The sequence below is a fragment of the Streptomyces manipurensis genome (genome assembly GCF_049570255.1).
Taxonomy (GTDB): Bacteria; Actinomycetota; Actinomycetes; order Streptomycetales; family Streptomycetaceae; genus Streptomyces; species Streptomyces manipurensis.
Map to the genome: position 1 here is coordinate 3,853,754 of NZ_CP186950.1, position 15,102 is coordinate 3,868,855.

Sequence of the window (15,102 nt, forward strand, 5' to 3'; positions counted from 1 at the left end):
ACGGTCCGAGCTTATGGGGTGCCGCTTCCCGGGGTGCGGCGCACCCGCCCCGTCACCCACGCGGCCAGGGCGACGGCGAGCCCGGCCACCAGCACCACCCAGGCGGTGGTGCGCAGGAACGCGGTGAGGGCGTCGTAGACGGCGCCGGCCGCGGCCCGGTCGATGTCGGGGGGCAGGTCGTCCAGGGTCAGCCTGCGGCAGACCGCCACGGTGATCCACAACAGGGCGGCCCCGACGGCGAGTCCGAGCCCCGTGGCCAGGACCGCGCGCCGCCGGTGGACGGCGGTCGCGATGGCCGCCACGGCCAGCAGCAGGGCCAGTGCGGGGAGCCAGGCGCCGGCGATCTGGAGCATGCGGAAGCCTTTCCGGAGGGCGCCGAGGTTGTCGTACTCCATGACCTCCACGGACACCCGGGTCACCGGGATGCGGTCCGCGAAGGGCACCTCGTCGGCGACGAGCTCGCTCTTGATGCTGGCCACGACGGGGGCCAGGTCGACGGTGACGGCGTTGCCGTGGCCGGTGGTGAGGGCGTCGAGGAAGGCGGCGTGGGCGGCCCGGTTGGCGGCCTCCCAGGCGGTCCGGTAGGCGGGGGTGCCGGCGAAGGAGTGCAGGGCCTCGCCGAGCAGGGCGTCCACGCCGGGCTGGAAGGGGCCCGCGTCGATCTGGCCGGCGAGGGCGCGGGTGGTCTGGGTGACGACGACCTGCTGGACGGCCGGGTCGTCGGCGAGGGGGGCCATGGCCGCCGTGTAGCGGTCGGCGTCTCCCAGCTCGCGGTCGGCCCAGTACGCGACGGCGCTCGCGGGCACGAGCAGGGTCACGAGCACGATGAGTACCGCCGACAGGAAGGTGCGCACGTCACCAGGGGAAGCGGGCGGGGGCGCGGGCGCGAGCGGTGTTGCTGCGGGCGGGTGGGTGACGCGTCCGAAGGGGGGAGCCGGGACGGTGCCTGGACGGAGGCCGTGCGGAGGGCGCGCGCCGGCCCGTGCCGTCCCGAATTCCCTTGCCTTCCATAATCTGGATATCTAATATCCAGATTATGAGGATGAGCGAGGGCGTCGAGTGGGCGCTGCACAGCTGCGTCAACCTGGCCTGGAGCGGGCCGGACCGGGCCGTCTCCGCGGCACGGCTCGCCGCCTGGCACGACCTGCCCGCGGCGTACCTCAACAAGCAGCTCCAGGCCCTGGCCCGGGCGGGCATCCTCACCTCCAGCCCCGGCCCGCGCGGGGGCTTCCGGCTGGCCCGCCCGCTCGCTGCCATCTCGCTCATGGACGTGGTCGCCGCCGTCGAGGGGCCCGAAGAGGCCTTCCGGTGCACGGAGATCCGCCGGCAGGGACCCGGCGCGGGCGACCGGGAGACGGACGCCGCGGGCGCCGGCGCGGCGGACTGCGCCATCGCCCACGCCATGACCCGGGCGGAGCTGGCCTGGCGCCGGGCGCTGGCGGAGCAGGACCTCGACGGGATCAGGCAGCAGGCCGAACGGCAGGCCCCCGGGGCCCCGGACCGGCTGCGCGCCTGGCTCGCCGCGCAGTAGCGCACGGACGCACACGACACCGCACGGACACGGAAACAGGGAGCTCGGCATGACGCGCAGCATCATCAACCCGGCAGGTCTCCACACCCCGACCGACTACGGCTACAGCCACGTCGTCTCCGCCCCCGGCGAGCAGGTCTTCATAGCCGGGCAGTACGGCTCCGACGAGAGCGGCCACGTCGTCTCGGAGGAGTTCGCGGACCAGGTCGCGCAGGCCTTCGCCAACCTCCGCACCGCCCTCGGCGCGGCCGGCCTCTCCCCCGCCGACGTGGTCCGCATCGGCACCTACGTCGTGGACCACGACCAGGCGAGGCTGGAGGTGCTCCTGAAGCACCTGCACGCCACCTGGGGCACCGAACTCCCGGCGCAGACCCTGATCGGGGTGGCCGCGCTCGCCCTGCCCGGAATGCTCTTCGAGATCGACGCCGTGGCGGTCCGCGCCCCCGGCCACGGCTGATCCACTTGCCGCCCGGGGGCGGCGGGTGTGCCCTGGATGATGGGAGAGAGGAGCCCGCCATGGCACATGCGGCACCCGCTGCCCCCGGGCGGCACCGGCAGTCGGCGGACATGACCCACCTGAGCAAGGGCGCCTACGTCAGGCCACTGCTCCTCGGGCTGGTCTACGGGGTCTGGGCCGCCTTCCTCGAACGCCAGATGGGCCCGGTCGACGCGGCCAACGTCTTCTACGGCATCCTGTGCGGCCTGGTCTTCGCCGGGATCATGTTCGCCCTGGCCCGGATCGGCCCGCGGATGATGCGCGAGGTCCACGCCGCGGCCTACGGAGCCTTCGGCGGCATCGCCGTCGGCTACCTGCACAGCCTGACGAACGAGTCCGTCCTCAGGTCCGTCGTGATCGGTCTGGCGGTGGCCGTGGGCGTCGGCGCCGTCGCCTTCTACCGCTACTACACCCACGAGGAGTGAGCGGCCGACGGAAACCGGCCCGGCGCCGTGGAGGCCCGCCCCGCGAGGGGCGGGCCTCCGGCCGTCAGGCCGCCGAGTCCGCGGAGGTGCGGGCGGCCGCGGACCGGGCGCGGACCGGCTGCGCCGCGGCCGCGCCGTGCTGGGGTTCGCCGTCGTCCTCTGCGGACGCATCGGGGATCTTGGCCGTGGCGGCGGGCTCGGGCTGGCGGACGGGCGGGGCGAAGCGGGCGGCCTCGGCGCGGAGCATGGCGTTCAGTGCGGCGTACGGGTCGATGGGCATGACGGAACCTCACGGGTGCTCAAGGGGGTGTGGGGGCTGCGCGGGAGGGACCGGCCCCCGTTCTCCGGGCCGGGTCCCGGGGCCGCTCAGCAGCGCAGGACCACACTCCGTACCGCCCGCGGGGACGCCGCCGGGGCGCCCGCCTCCGCGGGACGCCCGTGCCGCGGGCCGTCCTCGTGCACCGTGCGGCACGCCGCGCGCGGGACACGTCGTACGGAGGCCGTCGCGCGGGCCGCCCGTACGGCCGCCCGGGCCTCGGGGTCGGTCGCCGGGTCGGCCGGTCCTTCGGCGGGCTCCGCCGGTTCGGCGGGCGCGGTCGGCGCGGCCGGTCCCTGCGGCACCGCGGGAGAGACGGGGGCGGGCCGGTGCTCGGCGGCGGCGGCGCCGGCCGGACCGGCGCCGAACACGCACAGCAGCACGACGCAGGCCGCGGTGAGCGCCCTGGTCAGTGCCGTGCGTGCGGATCGCCTCCAGGTCATGCGGGGGGTGTGCCCCGCCGTGCCGCGCGACTCTCCGGCGGACCGCGAGAAGCCCCCGACCGGCGGACGAAGACACCCCCGACGGCTGACAGCCCGTCACGGCGTCCGGGGGACGCCCGCCCGGCCGCGTCAGCCGGTCACGCGGTGCCCGGTCAGCCGGGCCAGTACGGCGCTCTCCCCGCCGATCAGCCGCAGGTGGGCCCGTCCGGCGGACTCCTCGTGGGCCGCCGCCGGCCCGGGGGCCACCCGTACGACCGTGAACACGGCCGTCCGGTGGTCCGCGCGGGGGACCTCGATCGTCCGGCCCCGCCGCAGCGCGCCGAGCGGAAGGCCGTCCCCGGTGAGCACCGCCGTCCCCGCCGCGCCCGGTGCGGGGCCGGAGGAGTCCCACGACACCTCCTCGTCCGCGCCGCCCAGGGGTACGTCGACCCCGAGGCTGGGGATGCGCAGCCGCAGCGGCCGCGCGGACCGCAGCGGCCCGCTGACCGTCCGCAGCGGGCCCGCGGCACCGCGCGGCGAACGGGCGGCCCGGGCCCGCTCCTGCTCGCCCAGCTCCAGCTCCCGGACCAGCCGGCGGTGCCCCGACAGGCCCAGGGCCCGGGAGGGGAGCGCGTCGTCGGTGGTCGCGGCGGCGGGCCCGGCCCCTTCCGTCCGCTGCAACGCCACGACGGTGGTGGCCAGCAGAGCCACCGTCAGCGAGGCGACGACCCACGGGGCGCGGGGCATGGGATTCCCTCCTGTCCGGCCCGGGCGGCCGGTTCATGTGAGCAGTGGACACCTCCTCTGCCCATCGGCATCCCGTGAAACACGGGGGAGGGCCCCCGGGACACGGGGGACGTGCTCGCACGATCGGGGCGTCTTCCCAGCTCGCGGCGGGTCCGCGGGGCGCCGCTCAGCGGCCGCCCCGATACGCCCGAACGGGTGAGGCGGGCGGGCTCACATGACGACGGCGGCCGTGCCCGCCCCCATCAGGACGGCGGCGAGGTGTACGGCCGGGTGGCCGTAGTCGCCGTACCAGAGGTGGCGGGCCAGCCCGCCCAGGGCGGCGAGGGCGGCGATGACGCCGATCTGGCCGAACAGGGTGACGGCGCAGCAGGGGGCCAGGAGCAGCAGGAACGAGTTCAGCCAGAACGGGGCGGCACCCGTCCAGCCCCGCCATTCCCTGATCGCCGTCGCCATGGACTACCGGCCCCCTCTGTCTCAACTGGTGGGCTGCACAGCCTCCTTGGGTGCGGGATGGGGCACAAGGGCCCGTTCGGCTAGAAAACCGAAGACCAGGCCGAAAGTCGCCCACAGGACGGTCTGGACGGCCAGGGACGCGAGGCGGAACTCCCAGAGCAGCGAGGCCGGGAAGCCCGCCGGGACCTCGTCGATGCCGGGCAGCAGGGCGGACGCGACGGTGAGGGCGGCGACGAAGGCGGCACCGGCGGCGGCCGACGCGCTCCCGTTGCCGACCGCGGCGGGTGCGGCCGTCGTGGGCGCGGCGGCTCCAGAGGGAACACGCGTCCCGGTCAGTGGTGCTCGCGACGACGGTGGCGGGTCTGACTCGCCTCCCCCGCGGGGGAGGTCTCACAGTGGCGCGACCGTGCCGGAGTTGCACCGGGCTTCCGTCGTGCCGTCGTCATGCAGTTGTCTCGCCGTGACCGTACCGCGCTTACGCTCCCCTCATGCAGACCCCGTTGGTACGTGTCCACCTCGTCCGGCCCCCACTGGACGCAGCCGCCCGCCAGGGCCGATTCGGCCCCGTGAGGCCCTGCCCGGACCACGACGGGCTGCGCGGCCCGGACCACGGCGCGTGGACGGGGCGGACCCTGGAGGAGGTGGCGGCGCAGGACCCGGAGGGGCTGCACGCCTGGCTGACCGATCCCGCCCACGTCCCGCCGGGCGGGGAGTCGGTGGCGGCGCTGATCGACCGGGTCGGGGCGGAGCTGGCCGGGCTGCCCGCCGGCACCCACCGGCTCGTGGTCGAGCAGGCCGTCGTACGGGCCGCGGTGGTGCACGCCCTGGAGCTTCCGGCGGCCGCGTTCTGGCGGCTCGACGTGCGCCCCGGGTCGGTGACCACCCTCACCGGGCGCTCCGGCCGCTGGAACCTGCTGGTGGGCCGCCCCGAGGAGGAGCCCACGACCTAGGGGCGCGGCCGCCGGGCCCGGACCCCGCGACGAGGTCCGGGCCCGGCGCACGTCCGGCGCCCTCGGGTCAGGCCGTGATCCAGTCGGACGTCGCGATCACCGGCTGCACGCCGTCCCGGTGGACGGTGCCCTCGATCAGGCCGTACATGCGGTCCGCGGCGAAGTAGACCTCGTTGTCGTTCTTGAGGCCGAAGGGCTCCAGGTCGACGAGGAAATGGTGCTTGTTGGGGAGGTTGAGGCGCACCTCGTTGACCCGGGGGCAGTGGTCGAGCACGCGCTCGGCCATCTGGTTCAGGGTCTGCTGCAGCGAGTAGGAGTACGTCTCGGCGAAGGCCTCCAGCATGTGCTTGCGGACCTTCTTGTACGACTGGTCCCAGTCGTGTGAGCTATCGTCCGCAGCGAGCGCGGAGTGCGCCCAGCGCGCCGTGACCTTGGTCGCCAGGATGCGGTCGTACGCCTCCTTGAGCGTCGTGTACGTGTCCTTGATGTACCCGTGGAACTCGGAGTTGGTCGAGTTCATCACCGTCAGGTCCTTCAGGCCCGAGACGACCTGGAGCCCGGTGGTCTCGCTGTAGGTGATCTGCGCGGTGCGCACCTCCTGGCCCTTGCGGACGAAGGAGTGCTGCTCCTTGCGGGTCGGGACGGGGATCCGCTCCCAGGCGAACTCCTCGATGCGGATCTGCGCCTCGCGGATGGGCGCCTGCGAGGAGACGAAGTGCTTGGCGAGGAGGATGCCGAAGGCCTCCGGCGACTCGATGCCGTGCTCCTTGCCGAAGGCGTAGACCGTGTTCTTGGTGGTGTCGGTCGGCAGGCAGTTGGCGTTGTCGCCGGTCAGGTGGACGTCGCGGAACTCACCGCGGAGCGCGACCGAGACGTTGAGGTCGCGGATCTCGTGCCAGGAGCCGTCGCTGCCCTTGCGGGTCACCTTCACGATGCGGTTCTCGGCCTTGCCGTACTGGTTCTGCGCCAGGACGTGCTTGCTCATGCTGTCTTCCTTCGGGTACTCGGGAACACGGAGTCCGGTCGTCTGGATCCCGTACGCCCGGCGTCCAGCGGTCCGCTCCGTCGAGTGGAGCCCGCCCCCCGCCGTTCGACCCCGAAGGGCCGCCCCGGGACTGACGTGCATCCCGGTCCGTAGGTGCTTGGCCTGATCGGTGCCACGGCCTGCACGGATTGCAGCACGCGCACGCCGGGTTGACCACGGCACCGATCATCCGAACACCGGCACCCACGTCTTGGGCGACCCCACAGATCAGCAGGTCAGACGGTGTGTGCGTCCGCCACCGTCAGGGCCTCGTCGAGGATCGCGAGACCCTTGGCCACGTCCTGCGCCGCGATGTTGCAGGGCGGCGCGACGTGGATCCGGTTGCCCGCGAGGAGCGGCCACAGCCCGCCCTTGCGGCACGCCGAGCCGAACTCCGCCATCGGGGCGTTGTCGGCGCCGGAGGCGTTGTACGGGACCAGCGGCTCGCGGGTCCGCCGGTCCCGCACGAGCTCCAGGGCCCAGAACGTGCCGAGGCCGCGGACCTCGCCGACGGAGGGGTGCCGCTCGGCGAGCGCGCGCAGCCCGGGGCCGAGGAGCTCGGTGCCGGTGCGGGCCGACTGCTCGACGACGCCCTCCTCCTCCATCACGTTGATCGTGGCGACGGCGGCGGCGCAGGCCAGCACGTGCCCGGAGTACGTCAGACCGCCGGGGTAGGGCCGGCGGGCGAAGGTCGCCGCGATGGCGGCGGAGATGGCGACACCGCCGAGCGGCACGTAGCCGCTGGTCACGCCCTTGGCGAAGCAGAGCAGGTCGGGGGTGACGTCCCAGTGCTCGGCCGCGAACCACCTGCCGGTGCGGCCGAAGCCGACCATCACCTCGTCGAAGATCAGGACGATGCCGTGGCGGTCGCAGATCTCCCGGACGCCGGGCAGGTAGCCGTCCGGGTGCACGAGCACGCCGGGGGCCCCGCCCACGGTCTCCAGGATGACCGCCGCGATGGACTGCGGGCCCTCGAAGACGATGGTGTCCTCGAGGTGGCGCAGCGCCCGCTCGCACTCCTCGGCCTCGTTCGCCGCGTAGAAGGGCGACCGGTAGGCGAACGGGCCCCAGAAGTGGACGACGCCGGCGGTCGCGGAGTCGTTGCCGAAGCGGCGGGCGTCACCGGTCAGGTTGATCGCGGTGGAGGTGGCGCCGTGGTACGAGCGGTAGGCGGACAGGACCTTCGGGCGGCCGGTGTGCAGCCGCGCCATGCGGACCGCGTTCTCCACGGCCTCGGCGCCGGCGTTGGTGAAGAAGATCTTGTCGAGGTCACCGGGGGTGCGCTCGGCGATCAGCCGGGCGGCCTCGGACCGCACGTCGACGGCGAAGCCGGGCGCGACGGTGTTCAGCCGGGCAGCCTGCTCCTGGACGGCCGCGGTGACCTTGGGGTGCTGGTAGCCGATGTTGGTGTAGACGAGGGCGCTGGAGAAGTCGAGGTAGCGGTTGCCCTGGTAGTCCCAGAAGTACGATCCCTCGGCGCCGGCCACGGCGAGCGGGTCGATGAGCTCCTGCGCCGACCAGGAGTGGAAGACGTGCTTCCGGTCAGCGTCTTTCACGGCGGCGAGGGCGTCGGCTTCTGCGTTCATGAAACGAGAGTAGTCGTCCGGCATGTGGACACGGCCGGGGTGCGGACGCCCCTGATCCGGACCCGGATCCCCGCCCCCTTCCACCCCGGGTCCGGCCCCGTGCCTCGCCCGGTCAGCCGCCCAGCACGGCCCGCGCGAGCTCCCGTACGGCCTCCGGGCCGTACGCGGCCGCCTCCGGTGTCCCGTCGGCCTCTCGTGTCCCGAGGGCCGCCCGCACCGCGTCCGTCACCCGTGCCGCGTCCTCGTGTGCGTGGTCCGGGCCGCCGCGCACGGCCGTGGCCGCGGCCAGCAGCCCGGCCGCCTCCCGCGGCCGGTCCAGCCGCAGCGCGTGGTCCGCGACCCCGACCAGCACCTGGGCCAGCGTCGGCGCGTGCGCGCAGTCCAGGGCCAGGCCGAGGGCCTCGGCCCGGTGTGCGCGGGCGCTCTCCAGCGCGCCGCCGGCCGCGTCCAGGTGGCCGATCGAGTCCAGCAGCGCCGCGCGGAACACCGGATGCACGGCCACCCCGCGGACCGCCTCCCGGGAGCGCGCCAGTTCCGCCCGGGCGAGGTCCGGCTCGCCGGCCCAGCGCGCCAGGTCCGCCTTGCCGTGCGCCACCATCGCCAGCGCCTCGGGCAGGCCCGACGCCCGCGCGTGCCGCTCGGCCAGCGCCATCGCCGCGGCGCCGGCCTCCGGGTCCCCGGAGCGCAGCAGCAGCTGGGCCCGGCGGACCCACGCGTAGAGCCTGTCCTCGGTGCCACCCAGTTCCCCGACGACGGCGACGGCCTCCTCGTAGTGGCCGACGGCCGCCGCGTGATCGCCGCGCCGGGCCACCAGGTCGGCCAGCAGGATCAGCGCGAAGGAGGTCCCCCAGCGCTCCCCCAGCCCGCGGAACCCGGCCAGGGCCGTCCCGATCGCGGCCTCCGCCCGCTCCGGTGGCCCGCCGGCCCCGAGCAGCGTCTTGGCCCCCTCCAGCAGGGCCTGCGCCCGTACCCACGGGTCCTCGTCGGCGCGCAGCCCGTCCCAGGCGTCCACCGGTGCGGCTCCGCCCCGGCCCGCGCCGCGCAGGATCCGGTCGAGGGGTTCCAGGAAGCGGACCACGGGGTGGCGGCTGCCCGTCCGTGCGGCGAGCGCCACCCCCTCCCGGAGCAGCTCCGCGGTCTGCCGGTCGTCGCCGAGGCCGGCGGTGGCGAACAGCACCGCCAGCGCGCAGGCCACGGCCCGGTCCTCGTCCCCGGGAGGTGTGCCGCCGTCGGGCCCCGGCAGGGCCAGGGCCCGCGCCGCCAGTTCGGCGCCCTCGGCCTTGTGCCCGCTCAGCCACCAGTACCAGCCCGCGGCCGCCACCAGGCCCACGGCCGCCGGCCCGTCGCCCGCGGCGATCGCGCCCCGCAGCGCCGCCGACAGGTTGTCGTGCTCGGCGCCCAGCCGCCCCAGCCAGTCCAGCTGTTCGGCCCGGCGCAGGTACGGGTCGGCCGTCCGGGCCAGTGCGGTGAAGTACGCGGCGTGCGCCCGGCGGACCGCCTCCCGCTCACCGGCCTCGTCGAGCCTCTCCAGACCGTAGGCCCGGATCGTCTCCAGCATCCGGTAGCGCCCGTCCCCGGCCGCCACCAGCAGGGACTTGTCGGCCAGCGACGTGACGAGGTCCAGCACGTCGTACGCCTCGACGGGGCCGCCCGCGCAGACGGCCTCGGCGGCCTCCACGGTGGCGCCGCCGGGGAAGGCGGCCAGCCGGCGCAGCAGTGCGCGTTCGGGCCCGGTCAGCAGCTCCCAGCTCCAGTCGACGACCGCGCGCAGGGTCCGGTGCTGGCGCGGGGCCGAGCGGGCGCCGCTCGTCAGCAGCCGGAAGCGGTCGTCGAGCCGGGCCGCGAGCTGCTCGGCGGTCATCGTGCGCAGCCGGGCCGCGGCCAGTTCGATGGCCAGCGGCATCCCGTCCAGGGCCCGGCAGATCCGGATCACCGCCCCGGCGCTCTCCCCGGTGACGGCGAAGCCGGGGCGGGCCGCCGCGGCGCGGTCGGCGAGCAGGCGCACCGCGGAGTACGACAGGGCCCGCGCGGGGTCGGCGTCGAGCGGCGGCAGGCCGAGGGGGCGGACGGGCCACAGGGCCTCGCCGGTCAGACCTAGCGGTTCCCGGCTGGTCGCGAGGACGCGCAGTCCCGGGCACGCGCCGAGCAGCCGGTCCGCCGTCGCGGCGACGCTGTCGATCAGGTGCTCGCAGTTGTCGAGGACGAGCAGGGCGGTACGGGTGCGCAGCGCGGCGGTGAGGCGGTCCGTCGGGTCCTCCGCGGCTGCTCCGTTCTCGCGCAGGTTCAGGGCGTTCAGGACGGCCGACGCCACGTCGGCGTCTGCGCCGAGCGGCGCCAGTTCCACCAGCCACACGCCGTCGGGGAAGCGTTCCAGCAGGGGTGCGGCGCTCCGGACGGCCAGCCGGGTCTTCCCGGCGCCGCCGGGTCCGGTGAGCGTGGTGAGCCGGAACTCGCCTATGAGGGAGGCGACATGGGCGAGGTCCTCGTCGCGTCCGACAAAACTGGCCAGCTCCGCCCGGAGGTTGGTGGGCGCCGGACTGTCCGGGGCGCGCGGGGCGGGCGGTTGCGCGGGAGGCGCGGAGGGAGCGGAGGGAGCGGGCGGTGCAAGCGGCGCGGAGGCCACCTCCCCGCGCAGTACGGCGGTGTGCAGGTCGGACAGTTCCGGCGAGGGATCGGCCCCGAGCTCCTCGGCGAGGGCCTCGCGCGCGTCCGCGTACGCGGTGAGGGCCTCGGCGGGCCGGCCGGCGGCGACCAGGGCCCGCATCAGGGCGCCGACGAGCCCTTCGCGCAAGGGGTGTTCGGCCACGAGGGAGGCCAGCTCGCCGGCCATCTCCCGGCCGCGCCCCAGTCGCAGGTCGGCCTCGATCCGGTCCTCCAGGGCCGCCATGCGCAGTTCGGTCAGCCGGGTGACCGGCGCCCGGAAGGACGCGGAGCCCGCCACGTCGAGCAGGGCCGGGCCGCGCCACAGCTCCAGCGCATCGCGCAGGGTGCGGGCGGCCGTCGCGGGGTCGCGGTCGAGGGCGGCGCGGCCCGCGGAGGCCAGCCGGGCGAAGCGGACCGCGTCCACCGCGTCCGGGGCGACGTCGAGGCGGTAGCCGGCCGGGTGCGAGGCGACCGCGTCGCCGGGCAGGGCCCGCCGCAGCCGGGAGACCAGTGCCTGGAGCGCGTTGGCGGCGCCCGCGGGCGGGTCCTGCGCCCAGATCCCGTCCACCAGCAGCTCGGAGGCGACGACCCGCCCCGGTTCGAGGGCCAGCAGGATCAGCAGGGTCCGCAGCCGCGCGCCCCCGATCCCGATGCCGCTTCCGTCGTCGGCCCGTACGTCCAGGGCCCCCAGCACCGAGATCTGCATGGCGCCATTGTGCGCGGGCGCCCCGGACGACTGCCACGGGGTTCCCGCCGGGCGGGGCGGTCCCGCCGGCCGTCCCGCAGGGGGTGCGGCCGGCGGGCGGGGCTCATTTGTCGGAGTAGCTGAAGTCCCCGACGGTCCAGGCGTCCACGTCCGCCAGCGCGATCCGGTACATCCCGCCGGTCTCGGGGATGCCCAGGGTGCCCTGGAGGATGCGCGCCACGTGGAAGTGCAGGTGGGAGGGGGGTCCGGTGGGCGGTCTGGTGCCGTGCTCCGGGGAGCTGAACACCTTGGCGAACGGCCCGAGCCGGTCCGAGTCCCGCAGGACCTCGGCCACCCGCTGGCGCCACACGCTCTCGGGGGCGAGCCGGCCGGTGATGACGGCGCCGTGGACGACGACGGTCAGGGACATCTGATTGGTCTGCTCCGACTCGACCGTGGTGGCGAGATCGACGAGCAGGTCGTCAGGGATCGACATGGGCAGGGACTCTAGCAAGCAGGGTCGGGCCCCGGCGGTGGTTGCGCGTACGACGGCCGGGGTTCTTCCCCACCGCGACGCGCGAGGGGCCGGGGCCCGCACGCGTGGGTGCGGGCCCCGGCCCCGTGCCGTGCGCGGACGGCGCCGGGTCGTCGGCGCCGGGCGTCGGGCGGTCGGGCGGTCGGGGCGGTCCGGCCCCGGGCCGTCGACGGTCGGGCTGCGGACCGTCAGGCGGGAACGATGTTCTCGGCCTGCGGGCCCTTGTGGCCCTGCGTCACGTCGAAGGTGACCTTCTGGCCCTCCTGGAGCTCGCGGTAGCCGGAAGTGGCGATGTTGGAGTAGTGGGCGAAGACGTCAGCGCCGCCGCCCTCCTGCTCGATGAAGCCGAAGCCCTTTTCCGCGTTGAACCACTTCACGGTTCCGGATGCCATGCGTGTTCTCCTTTGGGGCAGTGCCCGGGCCGCACTGTGCGGCCCGGTGTCGCCGAGATGATGGCCCGACCGGAAATACACCGGAAATGAAAAGTGCGCCCACCGGCTCATTCGGTGAGAGCACCTGTAAGTTTTCTGGGACCACAACTGCAACGGGCGTCACCGTAGCACAGGGGAAAGCGGCGTTCGTGGAACTCTTTCCGTGCCGATAATGGCCTCTCGGGTAATGGGTATATCCGAGTGGGAAATCATATGAACGGCAGTGTCGGGGTCCGGAAATTCAGCTGCCGATGCGCACCAGCGCCAGGGTGATGTTGTCCGGTCCGCCCGCGTCGATCGCCGCCTTCCACAGCTCGAAGGCGGCCCTGCCGTCGTCGTGGGTCCGCAGCAGGTCCGCGATCACCCCGTCGGGCACCGGATCGGTCAGCCCGTCGCTGCACACCAGGTAGCGGTCGCCCTCGGACAGCGCGAAGGCCTCGACGTGCGGGGTGATCGGGCGGTGGCCGCGGCTGCCGCCCAGGGTCTGGGTGACGGCCGACGTCGTACGGTGCCCGGGCGCCGGCGGCGGGCTGTCGTCCACGCTCAGCTGCCGCAGCCCGTCCCGCGCCGCGTGGAACACCTTGCTGTCGCCGACGTTGAAGGCCAGCAGCGACTGCGCGAGCACGAGGGCCCCCGCGACGGTGGTCCCCATCGTGGCCAGGTCGGGCCGGCCCTCGGCGGCCGAGTAGACGGCGTCGTTGCAGAGGTTCAGCGCGTCGCCCACGGCGTCCGCGCCGTCCAGCGAGGGGCCGAGCGAGGACAGCTGACGCACCACGAGCTCACTGGCCACCTCCCCGGCCGGCTGGCCGCCGAGCCCGTCCGCGACCGCGACCAGCAGCGGCCGGCCGAAGGGGAACACCAGCGTCTGCGGATTCTGGGTCACCGTCCCGCACAGCGTCCACGGCCCCACGGCGAGGCTGTCCTCGTTGTGCGCGCGGACCAGCCCGACGTGGCTCAGCGCGGTCACAGCTATGTACGGCACCTCGACGTACCGCCTCTCCGCAACGGCAGACGCGTCCCCGCCACCATTGTCGCGCCGTCCCGGCATGCGCCGCGCGGCCTGCCGGAGGACGCTGGTCGTGAAGCCGCCCGTCCCCCGACCGGCGGCCCGGCCGAGGGAAGGAAGGCCGCCGATGTTCGCACGGCTGAGCACCTACCAGGGATCCCCGGTCCCCGCCGAGGGGGACCTGAGCACGCACTCGCAGGAGATCGTCCGGCAGGTGCAGGACGTGCCCGGCTTCCGGGGCGTCTACTACCTCGTCGACCGGGCCACGGGAGAGGCCAGGTCACTGACCCTGTGGGAGGACGAGGCGGCCATGCTGGCGAGCGAGGAGGAGGGGACCCGGATCCGCGAGGAGACGGCCCGGCGGGAGGGGCAGAGCATCGTCTCGGTCGAGCGATTCGAGGTCGGCTTCAGCCACCTCGCGCCCTAGCGGGGGCGGGGGGACCGGTACGAGTACGAGGAGCGATGGCCATGGGCAAGCTCGCGATCGACGGGTTGCGCGAACGGGTACGCGGGGCGGTCGTCACGCCCGGGGACGACTCCTACGACGAGGCCCGCTCGGTCCACAACGCCATGATCGACAAGAAGCCGGCCGCCGTCGTGCGCTGCGCCAACGCCGGCGACGTGATGGCCACGGTCGACTTCGCCCGGGAGAACGGACTGGACCTGGCGGTGCGGGGCGGCGGCCACAGCGTGCCCGGCTTCGGCACCTGCGACGACGGCGTGGTGGCCGACCTCTCCGGGATGCGCGGGGTCCGCGTCGACCCCGCGGGCCGGACGGCGCGGGCCGAGGGCGGCGCCACCTGGGGAGACTTCAACGCGGCGACGTACGCCTTCGGCCTGGCCACCACCGGCGGCATCATCTCCACGACCGGCGTCGGCGGGCTCACCCTCGGCGGCGGCATCGGATACCTGTGCCGCGGCCTGGGCCTGAGCTGCGACAACCTGGTCTCGGCCGACGTGGTGACCGCGGACGGCCGGATGGTGGTCGCGAGCGAGGAGGAGAACGCCGACCTCTTCTGGGCGCTGCGCGGAGGCGGGGGCAACTTCGGCGCGGTGACCTCGTTCGAGTTCCGGCTCAGCCCGGTCAAGGACGTCTACGGCGGACCGATGCTCTTCGAGCTGGAGGACGCCGCCACGGTCCTGCGCTCCTTCGCGGAGTACATCGCCGACGCCCCGGAGCAGCTGGGCGGCTTCCCGGCCTTCCAGCTGGCCCCGCCGCTCCCCTTCATCCCCGAGGACCGCCACGGCCAGCCCTTCGCCCTCGTCGTGGGCTGCTGGTCCGGGCCGCTGGAGCAGGGCGAGGAGGCCTTCCGGGCCTTCCACGACTTCGCCCCGGTGGTCGCCGAGCACGTGGGGCCGATGCCGTACCCGGCACTCAACAGCGCCTTCGACGCGCTCGTCCCGCCGGGCCTCCAGCACTACTGGAAGGCCAACTTCGTGACGGAGCTGAGCGACGCCGCGATCGAGGCGCACCTGGTGCACGGACCCCGGCTGCCCGTGGTCAACTCCACGGTGCACATCTACCCGATCAACGGGGCCTGCCACCGGGTCGCACCGGACGCGACGGCCTTCGCCTACCGGGACGCCTCGTTCGCGACGGTCCTCGCCGGGATGTGGCCCGACGCCGCCGACAACGAGGCGAACACCGCCTGGGTCCGCGACTACTACGAGGCGGTCGCCCCGCATTCGGAGGAGGGCGGCTACATCAACTTCATGGCCGAGGACGACCAGAGCCGCATCCGGGCCAACTACAAGGGCAACTACGACCGTCTGGCGCAGGTCAAGCGGACGTACGACCCCGGCAACCTCTTCCACATGAACCAGAACGTCAAGCCCGCCGCCTGACCGGGCG

18 protein-coding genes are annotated in these 15,102 nt (G+C 74.5%); 6 read left to right on the forward strand and 12 right to left on the reverse strand.

Annotation, left to right across the window (positions count from 1 at the left end; all coding sequences use genetic code 11):
- Positions 1-11 precede the first annotated feature (11 nt).
- Positions 12-854, reverse strand: a complete 843-nt coding sequence (locus tag ACPU2J_RS17765; protein ID WP_423833587.1) for a hypothetical protein — start codon at positions 852-854, stop codon at positions 12-14.
- A 188-nt stretch (positions 855-1,042) separates the two neighbouring features.
- Between ACPU2J_RS17765 and ACPU2J_RS17770 the strand changes: the two genes are divergently transcribed.
- From ACPU2J_RS17770 to ACPU2J_RS17780, 3 genes are read left to right on the forward strand one after another with little or no spacing between them, the layout of a single operon-like run.
- Positions 1,043-1,531, forward strand: coding sequence for an RrF2 family transcriptional regulator (locus tag ACPU2J_RS17770; RefSeq protein ID WP_420080167.1), 489 nt, complete (start codon positions 1,043-1,045; stop codon positions 1,529-1,531).
- A 49-nt stretch (positions 1,532-1,580) separates the two neighbouring features.
- Complete coding sequence (locus ACPU2J_RS17775; protein WP_420080166.1) at positions 1,581-1,988, forward strand: RidA family protein; 408 nt, start codon at positions 1,581-1,583, stop codon at positions 1,986-1,988.
- Positions 1,989-2,047: 59 nt separating this feature from the next.
- On the forward strand, positions 2,048-2,452 hold the full coding sequence (locus ACPU2J_RS17780) for a hypothetical protein (RefSeq protein WP_365491531.1): 405 nt from the start codon (positions 2,048-2,050) through the stop codon (positions 2,450-2,452).
- 64 nt (positions 2,453-2,516) lie between these two features.
- On the opposite strand, the gene ACPU2J_RS17785 is transcribed toward ACPU2J_RS17780, so the two are convergent.
- The 5 genes from ACPU2J_RS17785 to ACPU2J_RS17805 form a co-directional block, all read right to left on the reverse strand.
- Complete coding sequence (locus tag ACPU2J_RS17785) at positions 2,517-2,732, reverse strand: hypothetical protein (RefSeq protein WP_361596223.1); 216 nt, start codon at positions 2,730-2,732, stop codon at positions 2,517-2,519.
- An 86-nt stretch (positions 2,733-2,818) separates the two neighbouring features.
- On the reverse strand, positions 2,819-3,211 hold the full coding sequence (locus ACPU2J_RS17790; protein WP_420080165.1) for a hypothetical protein: 393 nt from the start codon (positions 3,209-3,211) through the stop codon (positions 2,819-2,821).
- Between the two features lie 129 nt (positions 3,212-3,340).
- The gene (locus tag ACPU2J_RS17795; RefSeq protein ID WP_423833588.1) at positions 3,341-3,937 is read right to left on the reverse strand and encodes a hypothetical protein; all 597 of its coding nucleotides are present in this window, start codon (positions 3,935-3,937) and stop codon (positions 3,341-3,343) included.
- Positions 3,938-4,147: 210 nt separating this feature from the next.
- Complete coding sequence (locus tag ACPU2J_RS17800; protein ID WP_361596214.1) at positions 4,148-4,390, reverse strand: hypothetical protein; 243 nt, start codon at positions 4,388-4,390, stop codon at positions 4,148-4,150.
- A 21-nt stretch (positions 4,391-4,411) separates the two neighbouring features.
- Positions 4,412-4,726 (reverse strand): CbtA family protein, encoded by a 315-nt coding sequence (locus ACPU2J_RS17805; RefSeq protein ID WP_423834979.1) that lies wholly within the window; start codon positions 4,724-4,726, stop codon positions 4,412-4,414.
- A gap of 152 nt (positions 4,727-4,878) precedes the next feature.
- On the opposite strand from ACPU2J_RS17805, the gene ACPU2J_RS17810 reads away from it, so the two are divergent.
- Complete coding sequence (locus ACPU2J_RS17810) at positions 4,879-5,340, forward strand: histidine phosphatase family protein (protein ID WP_420080163.1); 462 nt, start codon at positions 4,879-4,881, stop codon at positions 5,338-5,340.
- Positions 5,341-5,407: 67 nt separating this feature from the next.
- Here the strand turns inward: ACPU2J_RS17810 and pucL are convergent, their stop codons facing one another.
- From pucL to ACPU2J_RS17840, 6 genes are all read right to left on the reverse strand, one after another.
- Positions 5,408-6,325, reverse strand: a complete 918-nt coding sequence (gene pucL / locus ACPU2J_RS17815; protein WP_420080162.1) for a factor-independent urate hydroxylase — start codon at positions 6,323-6,325, stop codon at positions 5,408-5,410.
- Between the two features lie 275 nt (positions 6,326-6,600).
- Positions 6,601-7,950, reverse strand: a complete 1,350-nt coding sequence (locus ACPU2J_RS17820; RefSeq protein WP_423833589.1) for an aspartate aminotransferase family protein — start codon at positions 7,948-7,950, stop codon at positions 6,601-6,603.
- A gap of 112 nt (positions 7,951-8,062) precedes the next feature.
- The gene (locus ACPU2J_RS17825) at positions 8,063-11,299 is read right to left on the reverse strand and encodes a BTAD domain-containing putative transcriptional regulator (RefSeq protein WP_423833590.1); all 3,237 of its coding nucleotides are present in this window, start codon (positions 11,297-11,299) and stop codon (positions 8,063-8,065) included.
- Between the two features lie 103 nt (positions 11,300-11,402).
- Positions 11,403-11,774, reverse strand: a complete 372-nt coding sequence (locus ACPU2J_RS17830) for a hypothetical protein (RefSeq protein ID WP_365076242.1) — start codon at positions 11,772-11,774, stop codon at positions 11,403-11,405.
- Positions 11,775-12,001: 227 nt separating this feature from the next.
- Positions 12,002-12,205 (reverse strand): cold-shock protein, encoded by a 204-nt coding sequence (locus ACPU2J_RS17835; protein WP_360863789.1) that lies wholly within the window; start codon positions 12,203-12,205, stop codon positions 12,002-12,004.
- Positions 12,206-12,485: 280 nt separating this feature from the next.
- Positions 12,486-13,226 carry a PP2C family protein-serine/threonine phosphatase gene (locus tag ACPU2J_RS17840; RefSeq protein WP_365491504.1) on the reverse strand — a complete coding sequence of 247 codons (741 nt, stop codon included), beginning with the start codon at positions 13,224-13,226 and terminating at the stop codon, positions 12,486-12,488.
- Positions 13,227-13,377: 151 nt separating this feature from the next.
- On the opposite strand from ACPU2J_RS17840, the gene ACPU2J_RS17845 reads away from it, so the two are divergent.
- Both ACPU2J_RS17845 and ACPU2J_RS17850 read left to right on the forward strand, forming a co-directional pair.
- Positions 13,378-13,677: an antibiotic biosynthesis monooxygenase gene (locus tag ACPU2J_RS17845; protein ID WP_420080159.1), complete on the forward strand. Its 300-nt coding sequence runs from the start codon at positions 13,378-13,380 to the stop codon at positions 13,675-13,677.
- Between the two features lie 41 nt (positions 13,678-13,718).
- Complete coding sequence (locus tag ACPU2J_RS17850; protein WP_420080158.1) at positions 13,719-15,095, forward strand: FAD-binding oxidoreductase; 1,377 nt, start codon at positions 13,719-13,721, stop codon at positions 15,093-15,095.
- Positions 15,096-15,102 lie beyond the last annotated feature (7 nt).